Here is a 19689-nt window from a genome sequence, read left to right on the forward strand (position 1 = left end):
TCTAACATTTTTTTGAAACACATGCAAATGATATGCTTTTTATTACAAGAAGTGAGTGTTTGGTTAGAAAAAAATCGTATCGTTTGCACAAAATATTTTCTGCTCTTATAGTTGTTAGTGTACCAATTAATAAAAAAACAAATGAAAGGATGGAAATCATGGAAAAGAATACGAGAAAAAAAGGTTTTGTATCGTACCTAACAACGCAAGATGAAGCAGGGGTAAATATCTCTTGGGGGGCAATTATAGCAGGTTTAGTTTCCTTCTTTGCGATTTTCTTTACCTTAAGTTTGATTGGTTCAGCAATTGGTTTTGGGATAGTTAAACCAACGTCGGATAATCCGTTAGACGGTGTGGGAATGGGCCTTATTATTTGGACAGTGGTAACATTTGTTCTTTCCTTATTTTGTAGTGGATTTATTGCAGGGGTGGCTGCGCGCAGAGTCGGCTTGGTTCATGGCTTTCTAACATGGGCAACAAGTGTCTTGGTATTATTGGCTATTCTTTCTTATACAGCGATCGGTGCATTTTCAGCAATCGGTTCTCTATTTGGCAATATTGCTTCAGCAACGGGTAGCACTGTGGAAACAGTAGCATCTGGTACATCTGATGCAATCAGCAAAGGATTCGATAAAGTCACAGACAACGTTCAATCAGTAGATACAACTGAACTACAAGGACAAGTCAAAAAAGTTTTATCTGATACTGACGTGAAAGAATTGCAACCTGATTATTTGAAAGATCAAATGAAAGAAGCAACCGATGAAATCACAGATGCTGGAAAAGAAATCTTAAAAAATCCGGACAACTCAGATGAAATTTTCAAAGACACAGCAGATTCTTTAGAAGCAAAAGCGAAAAAAATCGGTGATTCAATCGATCGCCCAGCAATCGCTAATGCCGTAGCGAAGAATACTGATTTATCACAAGAAGAAGCACAACAAGCGACAGATAATATCTACAACGAATTACAAAAAGCATCGAAAGAAACACAAACACAAATTGAAAATGCAAAATCAAATCTTGAAGATGCGAAGAAAGAATTAGATAAAGACATCAAAGAAGCAAGACAAACAGCAGAAGATGCTTCAAACACAGTAGCCAAAGCATCTATTTGGGGCTTTGTCGCAATGATTCTTGGCATGATCATTACCTCTTTAGCAGGTTTATGGGGTGCTAATTTAGTGAAAGATCCTGTGACTGAAAGTAAATTGTAAGAATTGGCAACAATGAATTATGTAAAAAGGTATAGCATTGGCTATGCCTTTTTTCTATATTTTCCATCAAATACAATAAGTGATTAGTTTGTGAGAAATTCAATTATCTGTACAATAACTATAGTCGATACGATAAAAAACAAATACGATAAACCAACTTATGTTCAAACAAAACTTCCACAACCATTAACAATCCCTAAAAATACCTCAAAACCTTATATTTTCCCCTCATTATTTGGTATGATAAACCTATCTAAAAAAAGCGAGGAAAAAACTATGAGTGAATCCCAAATAACCAAAAAAGCCATCTCATCTGCATTGATCGAATTATGCGATCGAAAGCTTTTCAGTAAAATAAGTGTCCAAGATATCACCAAAGAAGTTGGTCTAAATCGCCAGACCTTCTATTATCACTTCACCGATAAACAAGATCTTTTGCGCTGGATTTATACCCACGATGCATTGATTTATTTAGATTCACCAGATGTCAGTATCGACAATTGGGAAGAACAGGCCTTAAAAATGCTAAAAGCGATTCAATCTAAAAGTGATTTCTACTATAATACAGTCAGCTCAGATTCAGATATCTTAAGAAAGTGCTTTTCAGCAATCACAAATAAACTGTTCATCAATTTATTCGATCAAATGGACAAAGAAAAGCAATTACTCCCAGAAGATAAAGTCTTTTACGCTCGTTTCTTTTCATATGGTTGTAGTGGAGTCTTGATCGATTGGATTCTCGGTAGCTATAAAGAATCACCGCTAGAAATCGCTACACAGCTATTCCGTTTAGCCAAAGACACTGAGTTTTTCTCTTACCGCCTCTATGCCCAAGAGAATGAGCTATTGTGACAAATTGTCCATAGTGTCTAAAAAGAAGACGGAATGGAAAGGCTATCACAAGACTTTTATGTAGAATCATTGTACGCTAGGTTCATAAATTGAATCGGGGGGATTTCATGAAAAAAAGACATATTGGATTAGCAGCAGCAGGTGCACTAGGTGCGGCCTTTCTAGCTAAAAAAGTATCCGCTGAAAAGAAAGTAGAAAAAGTTGCTGAAATAGAAGAAGAAATCAATAGCCGTTATTATGGAGACAAACAGGTCTACCTAATTGGCGGTGGGATTGCGACAATGGCGGCAGCAGCTTACTTGATTCGCGATGCTAATTTTAGTGGGAAAAATATCCATGTGATCGAAGGTATGAAAATTCTGGGCGGAAGCAATGATGGTATCGGTACAAACGAAAAAGGATTCGTTGCTCGTGGTGGCCGGATGCTTAATGAAGAAACCTATGAAAATTTCTGGGAATTATTTGATAGCATTCCATCACTTGAATGGCCAAATCATAGCGTGACAGATGAAATTTTAAATTTTGATCATTTACATCCAACACACGCTCAAGCACGTTTGGTTACAAAAGACCAAGAAATCCTTGATGCACATACCATGGGGTTTGATAATGAAGATCGCTTAGCCATGACTAAATTATTAGGCGCATCAGAAGAAAGTTTAGATGGTGTGACGATTGAAGAATGGTTTGGCCCACACTTTTTTGAAACAAATTTCTGGTATATGTGGCAAACGACATTCGCTTTCCAAAAATGGAGCAGCGCCTTTGAATTACGTCGTTATATGAATCGAATGATTTTAGAGTTTTCTCGTATCGATACATTAGAAGGGGTTACTCGTACGCCGCTAAACCAATACGATAGTGTGATTTTACCGTTGAAAGCATTTTTAGAAAAACATGGCGTTGACTTTACTTTAAATGAAGATGTGGTAGATTTAGAATTCAAACCAGGCTCTGAAATCACTGTCACTGCGTTGAAACTAGGGAATGGAGAAACAATCGAGCTAAATGAAGAAGATGTTGTGATCATGACTAATGGAACGATGACAGATAGCTCAACAGAAGGTGACTGGAGCACTCCAGCCCCAGCAGTTACGGAAGAATCTCGTTCTGCTCGTCTATGGCGTAATATTGCCAAGAAAAAAGCTGGATTAGGCAATCCTGAGCCGTTCTTTGGCAATGAAGCTGAAACAAATTGGGAAAGCTTTACGGTTACTTGTCGTGGTGAAAAATTATTAAAACGAATTGAAGAATTTTCCGGCAACATCCCTGGATCAGGTGCTTGATGACCCTGAAAGATTCAAGTTGGTTGATGAGTACTGTTGTTGCGGCCCAACCTCATTTTAAAAATCAAGATCCTGATACAACCATATTCTGGGGCTACGGCATTTACACAGATAAAGTCGGCGATTACGTGAAAAAACCAATGCGTGATTGTACAGGGGAAGAAATTTTATATGAATGGATCTGTCAAATGGGTTGGCAAGCGGATTGGGATGAAATCATCAAAGATGTGGTGAACGTGATTCCAGCATATATGCCATACATCGATGCACAATTCCAACCACGTAAAATGACGGATCGTCCTCAAGTTGTTCCAGAAAACAGCACAAATTTTGCAATGGTCAGTCAATTTGTGGAAATACCGAAAGACATGGTCTTTACAGAAGAGTATTCAGTACGTGCGGCGAGAATTGCGGTATATACTCTGTTTGATATCGATAAGGAAATTATTCCTGTCACTCCATATAATCGAGATCCTAAAGTATTAGCTAAAGCTGCTCAAACGATGTTTAGATAGATAGTTAAAGTATCATATGAAATGACCCTATTGAAGTATTCAAGGGAAAATAGTTATAATTATCAAAAGAAAAGAGGATGGAATAGAACTAATTTTTAGTTCTATTCCATCCTCTTTTCTTTCTTTGTTTAAAATTTAAATGATACCTAAAAGATAGGTATCGATTTTTTTACTTTTTTTTGACAATTAATTTACTAAAAAAAAAWAAAAAAAACCCCGTTGTATCGTGCATAATAGCTTTTGTCACGGAAGTATTTCTGTTTTTACGATAAAAAAAGAAATATAAGAAATAAATAAAGAGGAAAAAGAGATATGATTTGTTAAAAAGGACATTTTGTTATTAATTAAAAGAATTTTCGTTTTGGGGGTAATAATGAGAGCTTTTTTAGATGAAAATTATGATAAACAATTAAAAATTTTAAGTTATATAGATCAGAAAAAACAAGTGGTAAGTATCAAACAGATTTCTGTACATACAAATATTTCTGAAAAGACTGTACTTCAAATAATTAGAAAATTTGAACACGAATCTTTCTTTTCAAGTGATCAATTAGAGATTACCTATGCAAATAAATCAATAAAAGGCATTTCTGGAGAAAATCTAGATTTGATGACAATAGCTACTGAATATTTTAAAAAATCTGTTCTTTATAAAATGATTCGAAGTATTTTCTTATATGAAAAAGTTGATGTAAAGAAATTTTGTGAGTTAGAGTACATCAGTGCGCCAACATTTTCGAGGTATCGCCAAAGATTGTCAGTAATTTTAACTAGTTTTGATTTAAAACTGACACGTGACAATCAGATTTTTGGCGATGAATTAAAAATTAGGAACTTTTATTTTTTGTTTTTCTCCTATGGATCAAGCCAATGGCTCTTTAGCCAGCACGAATATCATGAAATTGAAACCTATATTTATAATTCTGTTGAAAAGTGGCATACCCTAAATAGAGTTCGACAACGAAAGATTTGTTTGCTTGTTTTTATCAGTAATATCCGTTCTTCCCAAAAACATTATTTCAATAACGAGATGTTAATAAAGTTGGCCAAGCGGGATAAGTTTGAATATAAAAAAGTCGTACTTGACTATTTTATATTCAAAAAAATAGAACATTAGATCAAGCTTGGCAAGAATTAAGTGCTATTCAATTATTTGTGTATAAAGAAAATTTGATTGAAGTGAAGTTTGACTATGAAAGTTATGAATCTTATTTTAACGAGCAAAATTTTCCTTTTGTTGAACAGAGTAATTTATTAACGGATAGAATTATTCAGAGTTTTTTCATAGGGGCGAAAGCAACGAACGTTAAAAACTTTTTGCGGGTTCGACAGGAAATAGATAGGATGCATTTGACTTTTTCAACTTGTTATGTTGACTTGAGTATATTTTACTATGTGTATGACTCAACTAATTACTATTATCGTGATGAGGCTGAGCAAGAAATCGTTAAAAAAATCGAGAAAATCGTGAACGAATTAACAACGTCCACGATTTATAAAGCCTGGTGGGAGCAACTAAATATTGAGAGAGCAGCCTTTATTAATTCACTTTACTTACTTGTTTATACATTATTGAACGAGCTTCAAGAATATCAATATGAGCCTGTAAAAGTAATGGTGCAAAATTCAAAAGTGTTTATTGAAAATATACTTACTAATAAGCTCGACTTGATTTTTGGCGATAGGGTTCAGTTAGTGACAGGATTCCGTGACGAGCCGGAAATTTTGATTACAGATGTTCAATTGCAAGGGACACCTGAGCAAACCAGCACTGTATTTGTTAATTCGTTTTCAGATTTTTCAGATATCAATAATGCAATCAATGTGATTACAAAAGCAAACCTTAAAAATTTCGGACAACGAAAAATTATCAATCTCTGGGCAGATGACCAATCCCAATCATAAGGAGAATGTAGCGTCATGTAGCTTTGCTTGGATAAAGCGTGACAATAAACGCCAAGTATCTGGATTATATGGTTCAGCAAAATAAAAGAAGTTTTGATTTGGAATATTCCCTTCATAAGCATCAGAAATGACAACGTCCGCTTGCTGAATATCATTTGTAAATTGAATAGCGCTTCTACCAAAAATAGTTAACAAGCTATTTTGTATTTCATCGACGGTGTAAAAATTTTTTGAATATTGACAGAAAATAATCAGTGGAGTGATCTTCCTAGAACTATCAATAACATAATAGAGCAAGTTAACCATATGAGTGATAAAACCTGTTGCTAGATCTTTTTTCAAATAGGGATCTTTTTCAAGAAAATTGTGGACTAGTTTTGTTAGTTCCCTTTCGGTTTTGGTGAAATTATGGTCATCTGTATCTAAAAAGGATAACTGTTCTGGTCTTTCTAAAAATGGTTTGTAGTCGTTCCCAATATAGTCGATATAAAGTAGAGCCGACATTATATGATAAAAGAAAATAAGATAGTTCTCTTGAGTTATGACCAAATTATAAGTTGATGTTAATACGCTTAATAAATTCTGGCAACTTTTTGTTAAAGGTAGCTTGGAATCAAGAAATCGTTGGGCAGTTTTTCTTTTTATTTCTTTTGTATCAATATCGGCGATAAAAAATCTTGTAAGAAAAGCAAAATATTTTTGTTCGCTATTAACTTCGTCAGCCGTTAATGTACCATTAAAATCTATAGTAAATAAAGTAGGATTCCCCGCATCTAGAATTTCTAAATAGGAAATCAGCTCTGCTTCAAGACTTACCTTTTTCTGTAGATACAGAACTCTCCAGTACGTTATGTTTTGAAAGTAGCGTAATCTAGATAACTGCGAAGGTGCTAAAGTTGTATTAATCGGAATCGGCAAGTTTTTAAAATAGTCAGGCGATTTGTTAAAGGGCCATGTAAGCCCTCTAAAAGACTTCCAATAAATATAAAAGAGAAAGAAACGAATATTCTCTTCCGTACCTAATAAATTATCCCTTTTTGAGCTGTTGTTAAAGGTAAACTTAAGATTAAAGCGCTCTAGTTTAGTATTTAATTGTTTTAAACTTCTGTAAGTATAAGAAGGACTTAAATTAATACTTTGAGCAAGAGATTCCAAAGAAGAATATTTTTTCTGTGTAGCAGCCAAAAGAATCAAATACTCAGGCGAAGCAGAAATATAACTATATCCTAAGACGTCAATGACGTAAGCTGTATTTAAATTATCTGGTAATGTAATGAAGAAAATTGTGTTTTTTTGTTCAATGCTAAAGGGTGTTTCTGGGAACACCTGAAGCAGATCTTGATTTAATTGTTGAATATAGCGGTAAAAATTACTTTTAGGATCATTACGTTCAGTTGTAAGTTTTTGAATGCTGATGCCGTTTTGACTCAATAATATTTTTTTAAATAATTCAAATTTCTTGGCGTCATTGTTTTTCATGAATGTATGTCTCATAATATTCGGCATCCTTTTTATATCATAGATATTATTTTAATTTATAGTGAAAAATATACCATAAAACAGTAAAAAAGTTAAAAAAATAAAGGTTTTAAAACAAATGATTTCAAAAATGACCTAAAAAATAATCGTATTTGTAAATTAAAACGTAAAAATAAATATATAATCAAATAGAATTGAAAATATAAAGAAATATATGTATTTATTTTAAGAATGAAAGGAAAACAGTATGTATAACATAGGTATCGTATCAGAAAATAATCAATTAGGAGATACATATTCAAAGGAATTAAATAAACTAACCTACCAAATATATCAATTATCAAGCGATGACATAATCAATGAAGCATCCAAAATGGATGCATTGATTATTGAAGAAACACCAACATGCGAGTTAAAGAATATCTGTGAATTAATTTTAGAACTTAGACGCGATTTTGATGCGTTGATCTGGATTGTGTCTAAAAATCTGACGAAGACAAGTAGGATTATATACTTACAGTTAGGGGCAGATGGTGTAGTTGATAAAGAAAGCGACGAAGAAGAGTCTATTTTACAACTATCCAATATATTGAATCGAGTTAATAAGAAACCCAATGTACAAACAAAAGAAGCAAGGTCTGGGAAAAAAGTACAGGTTACAAGTAATCTGGAGCTGATTCCTAATAACTTGAGTGTTTTAGTTGAAGGAAAAGAAGTTAGTTTAACACGTTTAGAGTTTCAAACAATTTCTTTTTTATTTGATAACCTCGGGACAGCTGTAAAATATGAAGAAATTTACACCAATGTTTGGAAAGAGGAGTTTGAAGATATCGAGACAGGAAATAAGCAATATCGCGTTAGCAACTTAATTTTCCATCTGCGTAAAAAATTGGAGGAAAATCCAACTCAACCTAAATATATTAAAACAGTCCGCTCTAAAGGCTATATGATTGTTCGCTAAACAATTGATGAGGCTTCTATTTACGAAACTATCACAATTGAATAACGATGGCTGTCGTTTTTGATGCTACCAAAAAAAACAATTTAATAAGTGATGCGGTACAACGAGAACTGGATAGATACAATGTGAACGTTTTTGGAAATGATGTCGTTTTATCTAGCCTGAGTAAACTAAAGGATTCAAAAGGCAACTATTTGTCTTATGGGAAAATCGAGTTGAAATATCAATATATGGATCTTCAAAAGAAATTGAAGTTGCATAGCCAAAAAGTATTTCTCTACAATCTATTGGAAGATGAAATCTATCATGGCAAAAATTCAATGACTGCTTTAGAACAATTAAGTAGTCTAATGAAATTGAAAGATCAAGACAAAAATTTAGTTGTAATAGTTGATGAAGCTAATGGTATCAAAATTATTGAAGCCGCAAATTCAGATTATCGACTATAAAATAAAGTTAGAAGCTGTTTCTGGAAGAGGTATAGGTGACCGTATAATATAAAACTACTTGTTGAGGATTGTTTAATAGTGAAGTTGAGGTGACTGGAACAGGCCACTTAACGGTTTGGTACGAAGGCACACTGGTTCAAAAAAATTCTGTAGGCATGCCCTTGATTTCAGTCGTACTTTTATTGTGTTATATCTACCTTACAACTGGAGATAGTGCAGGCTGGAAAAGGTTTAAAGCGATAATCAAGACAAAGGACTAGAAAAATCTCAGACTATAGATGGATGTATCTCTCTAGAAAAAAAAGTACAATGAAACAGTAGAGAAATGACAAAGAGAAATATCCACTAAATAAAAGTCAAAAGAGATTGGGGAAATGAATCATGAAACGTTTATATAAAACAGTCGTATTTGAAATGAGTTTGTATTATGGGTTATTGGCGATCCTTTTGCCATTGATTTATGCTGTTACCTATCATTTATCATTTATGTCCGTATTTAACTTAGAATGGCTGGCTGTGACGTTATTCATATACCCAATCGTACTAATTGTAGCAATGATTCGTTATAGCTATTATCGAGTAAGAAAAACAAGTCACTTTTAATAGAAAAAGACTCAGAGCATTCAACTAAAAGAGAATGCTCTGTTTTTTTATGTTAGGAATCTATTTATAAAGGATTGTTATTTGTAGTTTTCTAATGATGGGATTGCTAATTTCAGGACATTTATATATATATAATGAAATAAAAAACAAAATTATATAAATTGAATATGATTTAATGGCTTTTTTTGCTGTGTTTATCCGTTCTCAGTTATCTTTTTTTGATTTTTAAATTATCTAGAATAGTTAATGATACAATATTTTTAATAAAATGTAAAAAATATATTGATTTTATTCGTTTTTTTTGTTACTATCAAAAAGTAAAGGGAGGTGAAATAATGAAAAAATTTGTTGTTGTTTTAGGTTTAGTTTCTCTATTTGGTTTAGGTAATTTAGCTTTACTACCAAGCCAAGCAGAAGCATCTGTAGCTGTTTCTGAAACAGTCCCTGCACGTCCAGGACAATATTTTTCTAAGAATGATGTGAAAAATAGTAGAGCGATTAATTCCGAATTAGCGTTATTAAAACTAACGAAAAAAAATACTAATTTTGATTTAGTTGTTGGTGAAGTTGACTTCTTTGGTGGAACTGGTTTCAAAAATTTTGAAAAAGCTGAGTTAGACGCAGTTGTTATGCCTGGTATCCCTGGATATACAGGATATTACACTGTAGAAAATTACAAAGTTTCAAAAGGAAAATGGTTCATGTTTGCTTATGTAGACAAAAAAGGGACGATTAAGGATTACTTCTTCTTAGCTCCTGAGAAATAAGCCTCTGTTTAAAGCTCTTGGCAGAGTACTCAGAGCAATCTGATTCATTTTTTTAAATCGATTGAAAGCAAAAAGGTAAAAGAGATTATCAACTTTACGCTGATAGTCTCTTTTACCTTTTTATATGATTTATAACGTTAATTGTTCCATATTAAACGCGTCTGTCATTGCCTGTGTAGCGTCTTTCATCGGCGTCACGGATTCTAGTTCTCCTTGAACTGCGATCCGGGTCGTGGCATACATATCTCCACAGGTGATCAAAGTGATCATTTTTTTACCGGGAATATCATCGATCAGCTCCACGCGGGAAGGATCGATTTTTTCTACGTAATTGATTTTATATGTATAAACATTCGTTAAATCAGTCGTGTAAATTAATTCTCCTGGTTTTGAATATTCCAGCGGTGAAAATAATGAAATCATATCCTGAACACGATGACTGGCAAGTGCGTAATTCCCTTTGCCCATTTCTTGGTCAGGTTTCATTGTTCCAGCACCAGTTAGTAAAACAACATTATCTAATCCTCTGAAAATCGGTAAATTGATCTTCACATCAGGTAGTGCTACAGCGCCTACTACAGGTAAATTTTTATTAGCTAATTGCGCTTTGAGAACGGCTTCTGTGCTCAAGGACTCAACTGCTGCAAAATCAAATGTTGTATCTGTTTGATTGTTTTTTTCGATATCCTCAGGTGTTAATTTTTCAACAGCATATGCTTTTCCATTTTGCTGGATCAACAGGTTTCTGATTTGTGTATTGAAGACAAGAGCTAAACCAACAATTAACAACAAGAATAGGAAGATGTTGATCAGCCAATTTCTTTTTCGGGATTTTTTCTTTTTAGGGCGGTCTTTTCTGGTGGCCATATTCTCCCTCCTTTTTATCATAGTGTATCATAAATTGTTTTGAAACCCTAGCTTAAAATCTTTAGGTTTTTCTAAATATTATTTTTAAAAAGGATCCTTTAAAAAAATGAAGAAGATCGCTTCACGTTCCTGTAGTCCAGTAATGAAAAAACTAAAAAGCAATGACTTTTTAACTCTTTGTAACTGAATCTTAAAATAAAAGACACAAGCTTTTCTTTCCAAAATATTGTAGAATGTAGTAGAAGACAATTAATGGGGGTGATGGAACAAATGTTGGATTTGATTTATGTACATATTGATATGACAAGTAATGCAGTATTATCAAAAGGGATCACACATACAGACTTTACGCGCTCCATTGTTCATCACCCTAAAAATTTGCTATTACTGAACCCTTCTGCTGAAGAAGGGGAATACGATATGCACAGCGGTTTAAAAATTATTCGTGGACAAGAAAATGTGGATCAATATTTTTCCACAGCTGAACGTCGTAAAACAAATGAAGAAATCAAATGGATCGATTTTTCAGATGTTACGATGCTCAAAGAGTTAACGCCACTGGAAATTTCAGAATTGCTTTATTTTGGCCATATGAAAACAAGTTTACATTCGCCCTTCTTTTATAAATTACAAAATGATTTCGTCTTTTTTGAGTTTGTCGATCATATGACACGTGTTTATTATCGCTATATTGACGAGTTTTATCGGATTTTGGCAGATAAAATAACCCGTGTGATTTTAGAGAAAGTCAATGATCGGAAAACATTCTTCAAAAGAGGGATCCCAGTTGAGAAGCTGGATGGAGAGCTGTTAAAAGAAATGAAGCCGATTTTACAAGAAGGCGTTGTTTTTTGTTTTGATCAGATGGACATTAAAGGCAAAGAATACCATATCCCAATTCACGTTGTGGAAGATTCTTTGTGGAAGACGAAAAACTTCGCTTATCGAAATGAACCAGTGATTGCGATTTTGATTTATAATACAGCCAAGCGAACATGGCGTTTGATTCAGGAAGATGAATTTGGCTTTACTGATTTACCAAGACATGCATAAAAGAATAAAAAACCAACTGACTGATCGGTAACTCGTAGCGTTATCGATCAGTCAGTTGGTTTTTTTATGTCTAAATATTTTTCTGTAATCTTAAGCGCTTGGCAATTTTTTCAATGAGAAAAAGTGCTGGCAGTTGTGAGGTCAGTTCGATCGTTTTGTCATGATTATCACTTGTTTTATAGATGGTCTCCCGATTGATGGTATAAGGAATATTTAGGTCGGACATACGGCTGATGGTAGAGCTATCACTGTTGGTAATCGAAATGATCGAGCATTTTTTTGTATTTAATCGCTTGATATAATGGATGATTTCTTTGGTTTCACCGGTGACAGATAGCGCGATGACACAAGTTCGAGCCAATATATCATCTGGAAACCATTCGATCGGGTAGTTCGAAGGATCTTCAATGCGTAAGGCGGTTTGAGATAAATTAGTAAAATAAAGCGAACCATAAGCTGCAATGGGTTCAGAGGAACCAGAGCCGAGAAACAAGACCAATCCTTTATCTGACAATAGCTCAACCGCTTGTTTGATTTTATTATCAAGGAAAGGTTCGTTGATTCGTTCTAGAAAGTGAATATGTTGTGTTTCATCTACATCTGCGATTTGCGCTTGATTAATAGAATCATAATATAACTGAAGCTTGACTTTAAATTCAGAAAAACCATTGCATTCAAATTTGTGACAAAAACGTAAAATACTGGCAGTGCTGGTGTGCGTTTCATCTGCTAAATCTCGGATTCGCATGTAAGTGACGATTTTCAAATGGTTGGCGATATAGTGATAAATCTCATACTCTAAAGGATTTAAATCAGGAACATAGTCTAAAAAAAGCATAGTGTCCTCCTTGTGGTTACAAACTGTGACAAAATTGTGAGAAATGACAAAAGACGTCACTTATCACAAAGGAATGAAAGCGCATAACAAAACATTATAATCAATGCTATACTCCAATTATAGATTGTGAAAGCGCAATCTGCAAGAGAGTTGGGCAAGAAAGATTTTATGTCTGCTAGTATTTGATTGTAATTTAAGAAGTGGAGGAACGATTGATGAATAGAACATTTCCAAAGACTTTTTTCTGGGGAGCGGCCTCAAGTGCAACGCAAGCGGAAGGGCGACAAATAGGAGATGGCAAAGGGGAAAATATCTGGGATTATGCGTCAAAAGAATACAATCATCGCTTTTATGAAGGAGTTACGACAGCAGATACTTCTTTATTTTATCGCGATTATAAACAGGATATTCAAAAAATGCAGGATATTTCTTTTAACTCATTTCGTACATCGGTATCATGGTCACGTTTGATACCAAATGGTACAGGGGCAGTCAACCCAGAAGCGGTCGCTTTTTACAATAATATGATCGATGAATTGATTGCTAAAGGTGTAGAGCCGTTTATCAATTTGTATCATTTTGATATGCCAATGGTGCTTCAAGAGAAAGGAGGATTTGAGAATAAAGAAGTGATCGAGGCTTACAAACAATATGCAAAAACATGTTTTGAGTTATTTGGGGATCGAGTAAAGTATTGGTTTACCTTCAATGAGCCGATGATTCCAGCAGAAGCAGGCTATCTGCATGATCGTCATTATCCATATGTTGTTGATTTTAAACGAGCAGCCACTGTCTTACACCATATTATTTTGGCTCATTGCGAAGCGGTCGGTGTCTATCGTGAGATGAATTTGTCAGGAAAAATCGGAATCATCATGGATGTGATTCCTGTTTATCCGCGCAGTCAAAATCCCGCAGACCTCTATGCAGCTGAAATGGCAGATTTGTTTTATACAAAAAGTGTCAATGATGCTATTTTGAAAGGAAAGTATCCAGAACGCTTAAAGGCTGTTTTGACAGAATATGATCAATTGCCAGAAGTAACGGATGCTGATCTAAAATTGATTGCTGCAACAAGCATTGATTTATTAGGAATCAATTATTATCGCCCAAGAAGAGTCAAGGCCAAAGAGTGTGTGCCTAATCCGCAAGGTGTTTTTTCACCGGAATGGTTCTTTGATGAATATGTAATGCCAGGTAGGCGCATGAACACTTCTCGAGGGATTGAAATTTACCCTAAAGGAATGTATGATATTGCGAAAAAAATTCAGACAGAATATGGAAATATTGATTGGTTTGTTTCTGAAAACGGTATTGGAATCGAAGGCGAAGAAGCATTTATTAAAGATGGATTGGTGCAGGATGACTATCGTATCGACTTTTTGAAAGAGCATTTGACGTATTTAAATCAAGCAATGAGTGAAGGAAGTAACTGTTTAGGCTATCATATGTGGACGTTTGTAGATTGTTGGTCATGGGGAAATGCGTATAAAAACCGTTATGGTTTTTATCGGTTAGATCTTGAGACAGGAGCAAAGACAGTCAAAAAATCTGGTTTATGGTTTAAAGAGTTGATTGAAAATAATGGCTTTGATTAAAGGAAGGATGAGTGATTTTTATGATGAAAACACTGGATAATTTAGCGATGAAGCTATTACCGATTGCAAATGCGATCGGTAATCAGAGGCATTTACAAGCGATTAGAAATGGTCTGATCTCGATTTTACCCTTAACGATCGTTGGCTCATTTTTCACGATTTTGCTGAATCTGCCAATTCCCGGATATTCTGAAATGATTGCGCCTTATTTAGCAGCATTAGATGTCCCGTTTCGGTTTACGGTTGGGTTGATGTCGTTGTATGCAGCATTTACGATCGGTTCATTTCTTGGTAATACGTATAAATTAGATAAGATCACAAGTGGCTTTCTTTCGATGCTGGCGACGCTTTTGATGGTTATGCCAGTCAATCTTCAAGAAGGGGTAGACGTCGCCGGAAATGCTGTAACAAGCGGTCGTTATATCCCAATTACTCCACTTGGTTCGCAAGGGTTGTTTGGTGCAATCGTTGCAGCGCTGATTTCCGTTGAGATTTATCGTTTTACGAAGGAAAAGAAGCTGGAAATCAAGATGCCAGAAGGGGTTCCTCCTGTAGTTGGGGAATCATTTGCCGCATTACTCCCAACGTTGTTAGTGATTTTGGTTTTCTGGATCCCACGTCACTTCTTTAACGTTAATTTAAATGATCTATTAAGTGTGGCGATTTCACCTTTGAAAGTCTTTTTGACAGGCAATAATATTTTTGGCGGTATTATCACTCAATTTATGATTTGTTTATTCTGGGCCCTTGGGATTCATGGGCATGCTGTTTTAGGACCGATCATTCGTCCGTTTTGGGATCAAGCAATCATCGAAAACGCAGAGTTATTCCAAAATGGGACGAGTGCGTTTCAGTTACCCAATATTTTTACAGAACAATTTTATCAATGGTATGCGCAAATGGGCGGAACTGGCGCAACGTTAGCACTTGTTTTCTTATTCTTGTTCTCTAAATCAAAATATTTGAAACAGTTAGGTAAATTATCGATTTTACCAGGGATTTTCAATATCAATGAGCCAGTGATTTTCGGAACACCGATCGTGATGAATCCATTACTGGCAATTCCGTTTATCACGGTGCCGATCGTGAATACGATTTTGGTTTATATTGTGACTGCTCTTGCTGGATGCCTAAAATGATGGTGAAGCCGCCGTTTTCGATTCCAGCACCTTTAGGAGCGTTGATTACCTCTAATTGGAACTGGGTAGCGTGTGTGATGGTTTTTGTCTGTTTTGCCGTATCTTTGGCCATTTATTACCCGTTCTTCAAGATGTTTGAAAAAATTCAAATAGAGCAAGAACAACAGGTTGAACAAGAAGAGTCAGTTGCTGTAAGTGAATAGGTTTGACGCAAGGATTGGAGGGAGAAGCGATGATTTATGTTATGAGTGGCGCGATTATAGTTGCTACACATTATTTATTGAAAGAAAATCAATGGTTACTTAAAAATAAACTGTGGCAATTGATTCTGGGCGCTATTTTACTCAATGGGATTGCGATTGTAGTAAGTACTTGGATCGGTTCGCTATTTCCAGTTATCGGCACAACTTTGGTGTGCGCAACCATGCTTCAAATCAAATACACGCATCAAATAGCTAGCCAACGGTTAGGGTAAAAAAGTGGGAGGAAAATGTTTATTTACGAAGTGGCTGGTCTGATTCCTTTGATATGGTAGAATGAGGATATAATAACCAAGGAGAATGTACTTAAGATGAATAGATATATATCATTGTTAAGAGGGATCAATGTAAGTGGGAAAAATAAGATACCCATGCCACAATTAAAAATAATTTTTGAAGAACTTGGTTTTTCTAATGTTTCTACCTATATCAATAGCGGAAATGTGCTCTTTAATAGTGCGCGTGCAGACAAAGAAGAGCTAGTGACAGAAATAAAAAAAGCGATACAAGATACTTTTCAGTTGGAGATACCCGTAGTCGTCGTAACTTCAGAAGAACTGCAAGATACTTTCAACAATGCACCTGACTGGTGGAATACGGATAATAAAGAAGTCTACCACAATACAATTTTTATGGTTTCTCCGACTACTGTAGCAGAAGTAGTTCAAGTAATGGGAGAACCCAAACCAGAATATGAGAAAATACATTTTTATAATAATGTTATATTTTGGTCGGCTAATCTGAAGAATTTTTCTAAAGCCAGATGGTCTAAACTTGCAAGTTCATCGGTAAATAATAAAGTGACGGTCAGAAATGCCAATACAGTCAAGAAACTTGTTGAGTTGGCGAAGGCTTGATTACTTTAGTTTTAAGTCTACATCATTTTTATTATTGTTTATCAAAAATAAGAAACCCGAAGCAAAACTGATTATTAGTTTTGTTTCGGGTCTTTTTTCATGTCTATTTCATTTTCTTTATCTTTCAATGCATCCTCAATTTCTTTATGCAAGAAATAAGAGATCACCGTTCGAATCACGACTAGAATCGCTAGTTTTAAAATATCTTGAAAGGTCGGCTTAATGATTGATTCAATGATATCTGCGGCAATCAGAATTTCCAAACTTAGTAGAATATAGCTACCTAAAAAACTTTTAATAAAATTATTCTGTCGAGCCATGACAACACGATTTCGATCCGTACGCTCACTTTTCAAAAAATCGATGCCAGCCATAATAACGCCCCAAATCAAAACAACAATGGAAAAAATATTCAACGCTAAAATGAAGAGATCAAAAAACGGAATCAGGTTGTCCATGATGTTTTGGGCTAAATCATGCATCTAGTCTACCTCCTTTTGCGTTACTTTAGTGGTTTTACCAAGTATTTATTTTACGGGATTGATTTTTTTGCAGCCACTAACAACATCATTGGTCGGCGAAGTTCCTGACGCATTTCAGCACTTGCTTCCAACAGTTCTGGCGCAGGCATTGGTTCTACTAAGCGGGTAATTTGAAAGCCGTTTGTTAATAGTCCATCTAAATAGGTCGTTAAGGTTTTATGATATTTCATCACTGTCTCACCTAAGAACATTGTTTCGCGAATACTTTCATCAAAGTAGCGATCCACTGGCCAATAGATGGGTTCACCTTTTTGATCATAGATCCAGTCTTCGGTTCCTTGTGCTGTAAAAATCGGATGCTCTGTTGAAAAGACAAAAACACCGCCAGCATTTAAGCAATGATTGACCTTTTTAGCGATTTCGTCAAATGAAGGAACGTAATGAAGCGCCAACGAACTGATAACAATATCAAAGGTTTCTCCTAAGCCGTCAATTTCTTCCATGCCCATTAAATGATAACTAATTTTTGGAGAATCTGTCATGTCTTTGGCTTTCTCGATCATTTTTTCAGATAAATCGATTCCAATGACCTTTTCAGCACCATTTTCAACGGCGTAACGACAATGCCAACCGTAGCCGCAACCGAGATCTAAAACGGTTTTTCCTTTAAAGTCAGGTAATAGTTTCTTTAGCTCATGCCATTCACCAGCTGCTTCAAGCCCTTTTTTAGAACGATCCATTTGGCTGTATGCCTCGAAAAAGTTAGGGTTATCATATTCGTTTTTCATCATTAATCTCCTTTTAAGGAACGTACTTTCTGTCTTTTTTATTGTATCAGATTGTTGGGAGAATACCCATAAAAGAGCATTTAAACAAGTAATTGGGAGTTATATAAAACGGTTAGGTCAAAGAATCACTTTCAAGGGATTTACAGAAAAGTGTGACCATGATTGCTTAGAACAAGACTGGCTTTTTCTTTATCTTTATTTTTTATTAAAAGATAGTCTGTGTTATAAGTAGATAAAGCAAAAATTGAAATCTGATTTTCAGCTAATGGATTGGCCAATTGAGTTAAAATACCTACTAAAGAAAAATCTAATTCGCCAACGATTTGAATAATGACCCAATCCTCATCAACAGAAATAGCTTGCTCTGTCGGCAATGTGTTCGTCGGTGCAATGATGGAACACTCGTCTTCTGTATAGGTGATACTTTTGAATGCTTTTATCTCATGAAATAATGTAGGAATTTCGGAATGAGCTGGAAATTTCATGATAGTATAATTTATTTTGTCTAGTAGCTTTAATTGCATAGTGTGTCCTCCATAAATCAAATTGGGATCTGTAAATACACTTGGGAACCGTGGGTAAGTGAGTCATTTCCAGTATCTTTAAAACCGGCGTCTATGCGCAAGGCTTGTGTGAATGCTTTGTCTTCATTCACAACGATTATAAGCTGCTCGATCGTTGTAAAATGTTGGCGAATGAAGTCCGGTAGTAATTGGACAGCCTGTTTGACATAGCCGTTCCTTAAATGTCGGTAATCAGTTGAAAGATCCTGCACTAATAAGCTTTTTTTATTATCAGAGTAGGAAATATCATTTTTTGTTTCATAAAATGTCATGAATGCAACTAAATACTCGCCTTCAAATACAAGAACAGCATGACGCTTAGGGTCTCTTTTAGTTAAAGCTAGCGCTATTTTTGGTTCACGGACGTAGCGAAGTTTTCTTTCTGATAAGCAATAATTATCGATATGTGTTTGGTGTGTGTCATCATACATTGCTAGATACATGACGTCTCCTCCTACCTTGTTTCACGTGTATATGTGCGTTGGGAAAATAACAAAACAATGATATATATAGTATAACTTGTTTGAGAGTTCTTGTGCAGTGGCTTTACAGTATTATTTTCATTGGAGTGAAAATAATCCCATCAATTTCTTGTTGATCATCTGTTGGAATAAAACCGAGATGTTTATAAGCATTAAAAGCATACGGGGAAGAGTTCACGGTTAGTTCAGTAACCTTGTGGACGGTTTGGCAATAGGTAATTACCGTTTCCAGCAGCTGACGGGCGATCCCTTGTCTATGAAAGCTTTTGTCTACAAAAAGCAAGGATAGGTGATTTGGTAAGCGTAATGCAATCATTCCTGTTAGGTTTGTTCTATCGGAAAAATAGGCCCAGATCATTAATTCGTGCTTAGCTATTTGCTGATTGATGGTATCAAAAGAGATAAATTGATTAAAATGTTCGATGCCTTCATTAGAGTAGTCAGGTGCTTCAAATTCCTGGAAAACGTCTTTGGTAAGTGCAAGGGCCTCTTTAAGCTCGGACTCATTTGTTCCTGAGAGCTGTTTGATCAAGTGATTCATCGTAGTAACTTCTCCTTTTTAAATTAATAGTAGCATAGATTAAGTGAAACATAGTGCAAAATTGGCAAAATTCCTATCGAGTAGACCATAATAAGTGTCCATGTTTAGATAAAAAAGGGAACTGAGCCAATAACTCAAAGAGTCATGGCTCAGTTCCCTAAAAGACAGATAAACGGGGATGCTTCTA

At 35.1% G+C, this 19689-nt stretch carries 20 protein-coding genes and 2 pseudogenes; 14 read left to right on the plus strand and 8 right to left on the minus strand.

Translation table 11 applies throughout. The features are described from left to right. Positions 1–158: 158 nt before the first annotated feature. The 5 genes and pseudogenes from V192_RS0111110 (at position 159) to V192_RS22225 (ending at position 5775) form a co-directional block, all read left to right on the plus strand. The gene (locus tag V192_RS0111110) at positions 159–1217 is read left to right on the plus strand and encodes a hypothetical protein (protein WP_029948230.1); all 1059 of its coding nucleotides are present in this window, start codon (positions 159–161) and stop codon (positions 1215–1217) included. Between the two features lie 276 nt (positions 1218–1493). Beyond that, positions 1494–2069, plus strand: coding sequence for a TetR/AcrR family transcriptional regulator (locus tag V192_RS0111115; RefSeq protein ID WP_025871738.1), 576 nt, complete (start codon positions 1494–1496; stop codon positions 2067–2069). Between the two features lie 281 nt (positions 2070–2350). Beyond that, positions 2351–3870 (plus strand): annotated as a pseudogene (locus V192_RS19995) (oleate hydratase). A gap of 373 nt (positions 3871–4243) precedes the next feature. Next, positions 4244–4987 (plus strand): helix-turn-helix domain-containing protein, encoded by a 744-nt coding sequence (locus V192_RS22220; protein WP_082266017.1) that lies wholly within the window; start codon positions 4244–4246, stop codon positions 4985–4987. A 227-nt stretch (positions 4988–5214) separates the two neighbouring features. Beyond that, entirely contained in the window at positions 5215–5775 is a 561-nt protein-coding gene (locus V192_RS22225; RefSeq protein ID WP_239644653.1) for a hypothetical protein, read from the plus strand. Here V192_RS22225 and V192_RS0111130 read toward each other — a convergent pair. Then, positions 5770–7254: a helix-turn-helix domain-containing protein gene (locus V192_RS0111130; protein ID WP_239644654.1), complete on the minus strand. Its 1485-nt coding sequence runs from the start codon at positions 7252–7254 to the stop codon at positions 5770–5772. The genes V192_RS22225 and V192_RS0111130 overlap by 6 nt on opposite strands. A 247-nt stretch (positions 7255–7501) precedes the next feature. Here V192_RS0111130 and V192_RS0111135 point away from each other — a divergent pair, with 247 nt between their 5' ends. The 4 genes from V192_RS0111135 to V192_RS0111150 all read left to right on the plus strand — a co-directional run bounded on the left by V192_RS0111135 (position 7502) and on the right by V192_RS0111150 (position 10034). Continuing rightward, positions 7502–8215: a winged helix-turn-helix domain-containing protein gene (locus V192_RS0111135; protein ID WP_025871742.1), complete on the plus strand. Its 714-nt coding sequence runs from the start codon at positions 7502–7504 to the stop codon at positions 8213–8215. Between the two features lie 125 nt (positions 8216–8340). After that, entirely contained in the window at positions 8341–8664 is a 324-nt protein-coding gene (locus tag V192_RS0111140) for a hypothetical protein (RefSeq protein WP_128080816.1), read from the plus strand. Positions 8665–9045: 381 nt separating this feature from the next. Continuing rightward, entirely contained in the window at positions 9046–9267 is a 222-nt protein-coding gene (locus V192_RS0111145; RefSeq protein WP_025871747.1) for a hypothetical protein, read from the plus strand. A gap of 335 nt (positions 9268–9602) precedes the next feature. Then, entirely contained in the window at positions 9603–10034 is a 432-nt protein-coding gene (locus V192_RS0111150; RefSeq protein ID WP_025871749.1) for a hypothetical protein, read from the plus strand. 129 nt (positions 10035–10163) lie between these two features. On the opposite strand, the gene V192_RS0111155 is transcribed toward V192_RS0111150, so the two are convergent. Next, positions 10164–10901, minus strand: coding sequence for a class A sortase (locus V192_RS0111155; protein ID WP_025871752.1), 738 nt, complete (start codon positions 10899–10901; stop codon positions 10164–10166). A gap of 270 nt (positions 10902–11171) precedes the next feature. On the opposite strand from V192_RS0111155, the gene V192_RS0111160 reads away from it, so the two are divergent. Further along, the gene (locus tag V192_RS0111160; RefSeq protein WP_025871753.1) at positions 11172–11954 is read left to right on the plus strand and encodes a hypothetical protein; all 783 of its coding nucleotides are present in this window, start codon (positions 11172–11174) and stop codon (positions 11952–11954) included. Positions 11955–12024: 70 nt separating this feature from the next. Here V192_RS0111160 and V192_RS0111165 read toward each other — a convergent pair whose 3' ends face one another. Beyond that, the gene (locus V192_RS0111165) at positions 12025–12792 is read right to left on the minus strand and encodes a MurR/RpiR family transcriptional regulator (protein WP_025871755.1); all 768 of its coding nucleotides are present in this window, start codon (positions 12790–12792) and stop codon (positions 12025–12027) included. Positions 12793–13007: 215 nt separating this feature from the next. Here V192_RS0111165 and V192_RS0111170 point away from each other — a divergent pair, with 215 nt between their 5' ends. The 4 genes and pseudogenes from V192_RS0111170 (at position 13008) to V192_RS0111185 (ending at position 16646) form a co-directional block, all read left to right on the plus strand. Continuing rightward, on the plus strand, positions 13008–14390 hold the full coding sequence (locus tag V192_RS0111170) for a glycoside hydrolase family 1 protein (protein ID WP_025871757.1): 1383 nt from the start codon (positions 13008–13010) through the stop codon (positions 14388–14390). Positions 14391–14413: 23 nt separating this feature from the next. After that, positions 14414–15732, plus strand: a pseudogene (locus tag V192_RS20005) (PTS sugar transporter subunit IIC). Positions 15733–15761: 29 nt separating this feature from the next. Further along, positions 15762–16004: a hypothetical protein gene (locus V192_RS0111180; protein WP_025871760.1), complete on the plus strand. Its 243-nt coding sequence runs from the start codon at positions 15762–15764 to the stop codon at positions 16002–16004. A gap of 96 nt (positions 16005–16100) precedes the next feature. Then, positions 16101–16646: a DUF1697 domain-containing protein gene (locus tag V192_RS0111185; protein WP_025871762.1), complete on the plus strand. Its 546-nt coding sequence runs from the start codon at positions 16101–16103 to the stop codon at positions 16644–16646. Between the two features lie 74 nt (positions 16647–16720). On the opposite strand, the gene V192_RS0111190 is transcribed toward V192_RS0111185, so the two are convergent. The 5 genes from V192_RS0111190 to V192_RS0111210 form a co-directional block, all read right to left on the minus strand. Further along, a complete protein-coding gene (locus tag V192_RS0111190; protein WP_025871764.1) occupies positions 16721–17128 on the minus strand; it encodes a DUF1622 domain-containing protein in 408 nt (135 codons plus the stop codon). A gap of 50 nt (positions 17129–17178) precedes the next feature. Further along, positions 17179–17916: a class I SAM-dependent methyltransferase gene (locus tag V192_RS0111195; protein ID WP_193363502.1), complete on the minus strand. Its 738-nt coding sequence runs from the start codon at positions 17914–17916 to the stop codon at positions 17179–17181. 140 nt (positions 17917–18056) lie between these two features. Further along, a complete protein-coding gene (locus V192_RS0111200) occupies positions 18057–18440 on the minus strand; it encodes an ACT domain-containing protein (protein ID WP_025871769.1) in 384 nt (127 codons plus the stop codon). A gap of 17 nt (positions 18441–18457) precedes the next feature. Next, positions 18458–18922, minus strand: coding sequence for a hypothetical protein (locus tag V192_RS0111205; RefSeq protein ID WP_025871770.1), 465 nt, complete (start codon positions 18920–18922; stop codon positions 18458–18460). 103 nt (positions 18923–19025) lie between these two features. Beyond that, positions 19026–19502, minus strand: a complete 477-nt coding sequence (locus V192_RS0111210) for a GNAT family N-acetyltransferase (RefSeq protein ID WP_025871772.1) — start codon at positions 19500–19502, stop codon at positions 19026–19028. Positions 19503–19689: the final 187 nt, after the last annotated feature.

Source organism: Enterococcus crotali (assembly GCF_000633635.1).
GTDB classification, from domain to species: Bacteria; Bacillota; Bacilli; order Lactobacillales; family Enterococcaceae; genus Enterococcus_L; species Enterococcus_L crotali.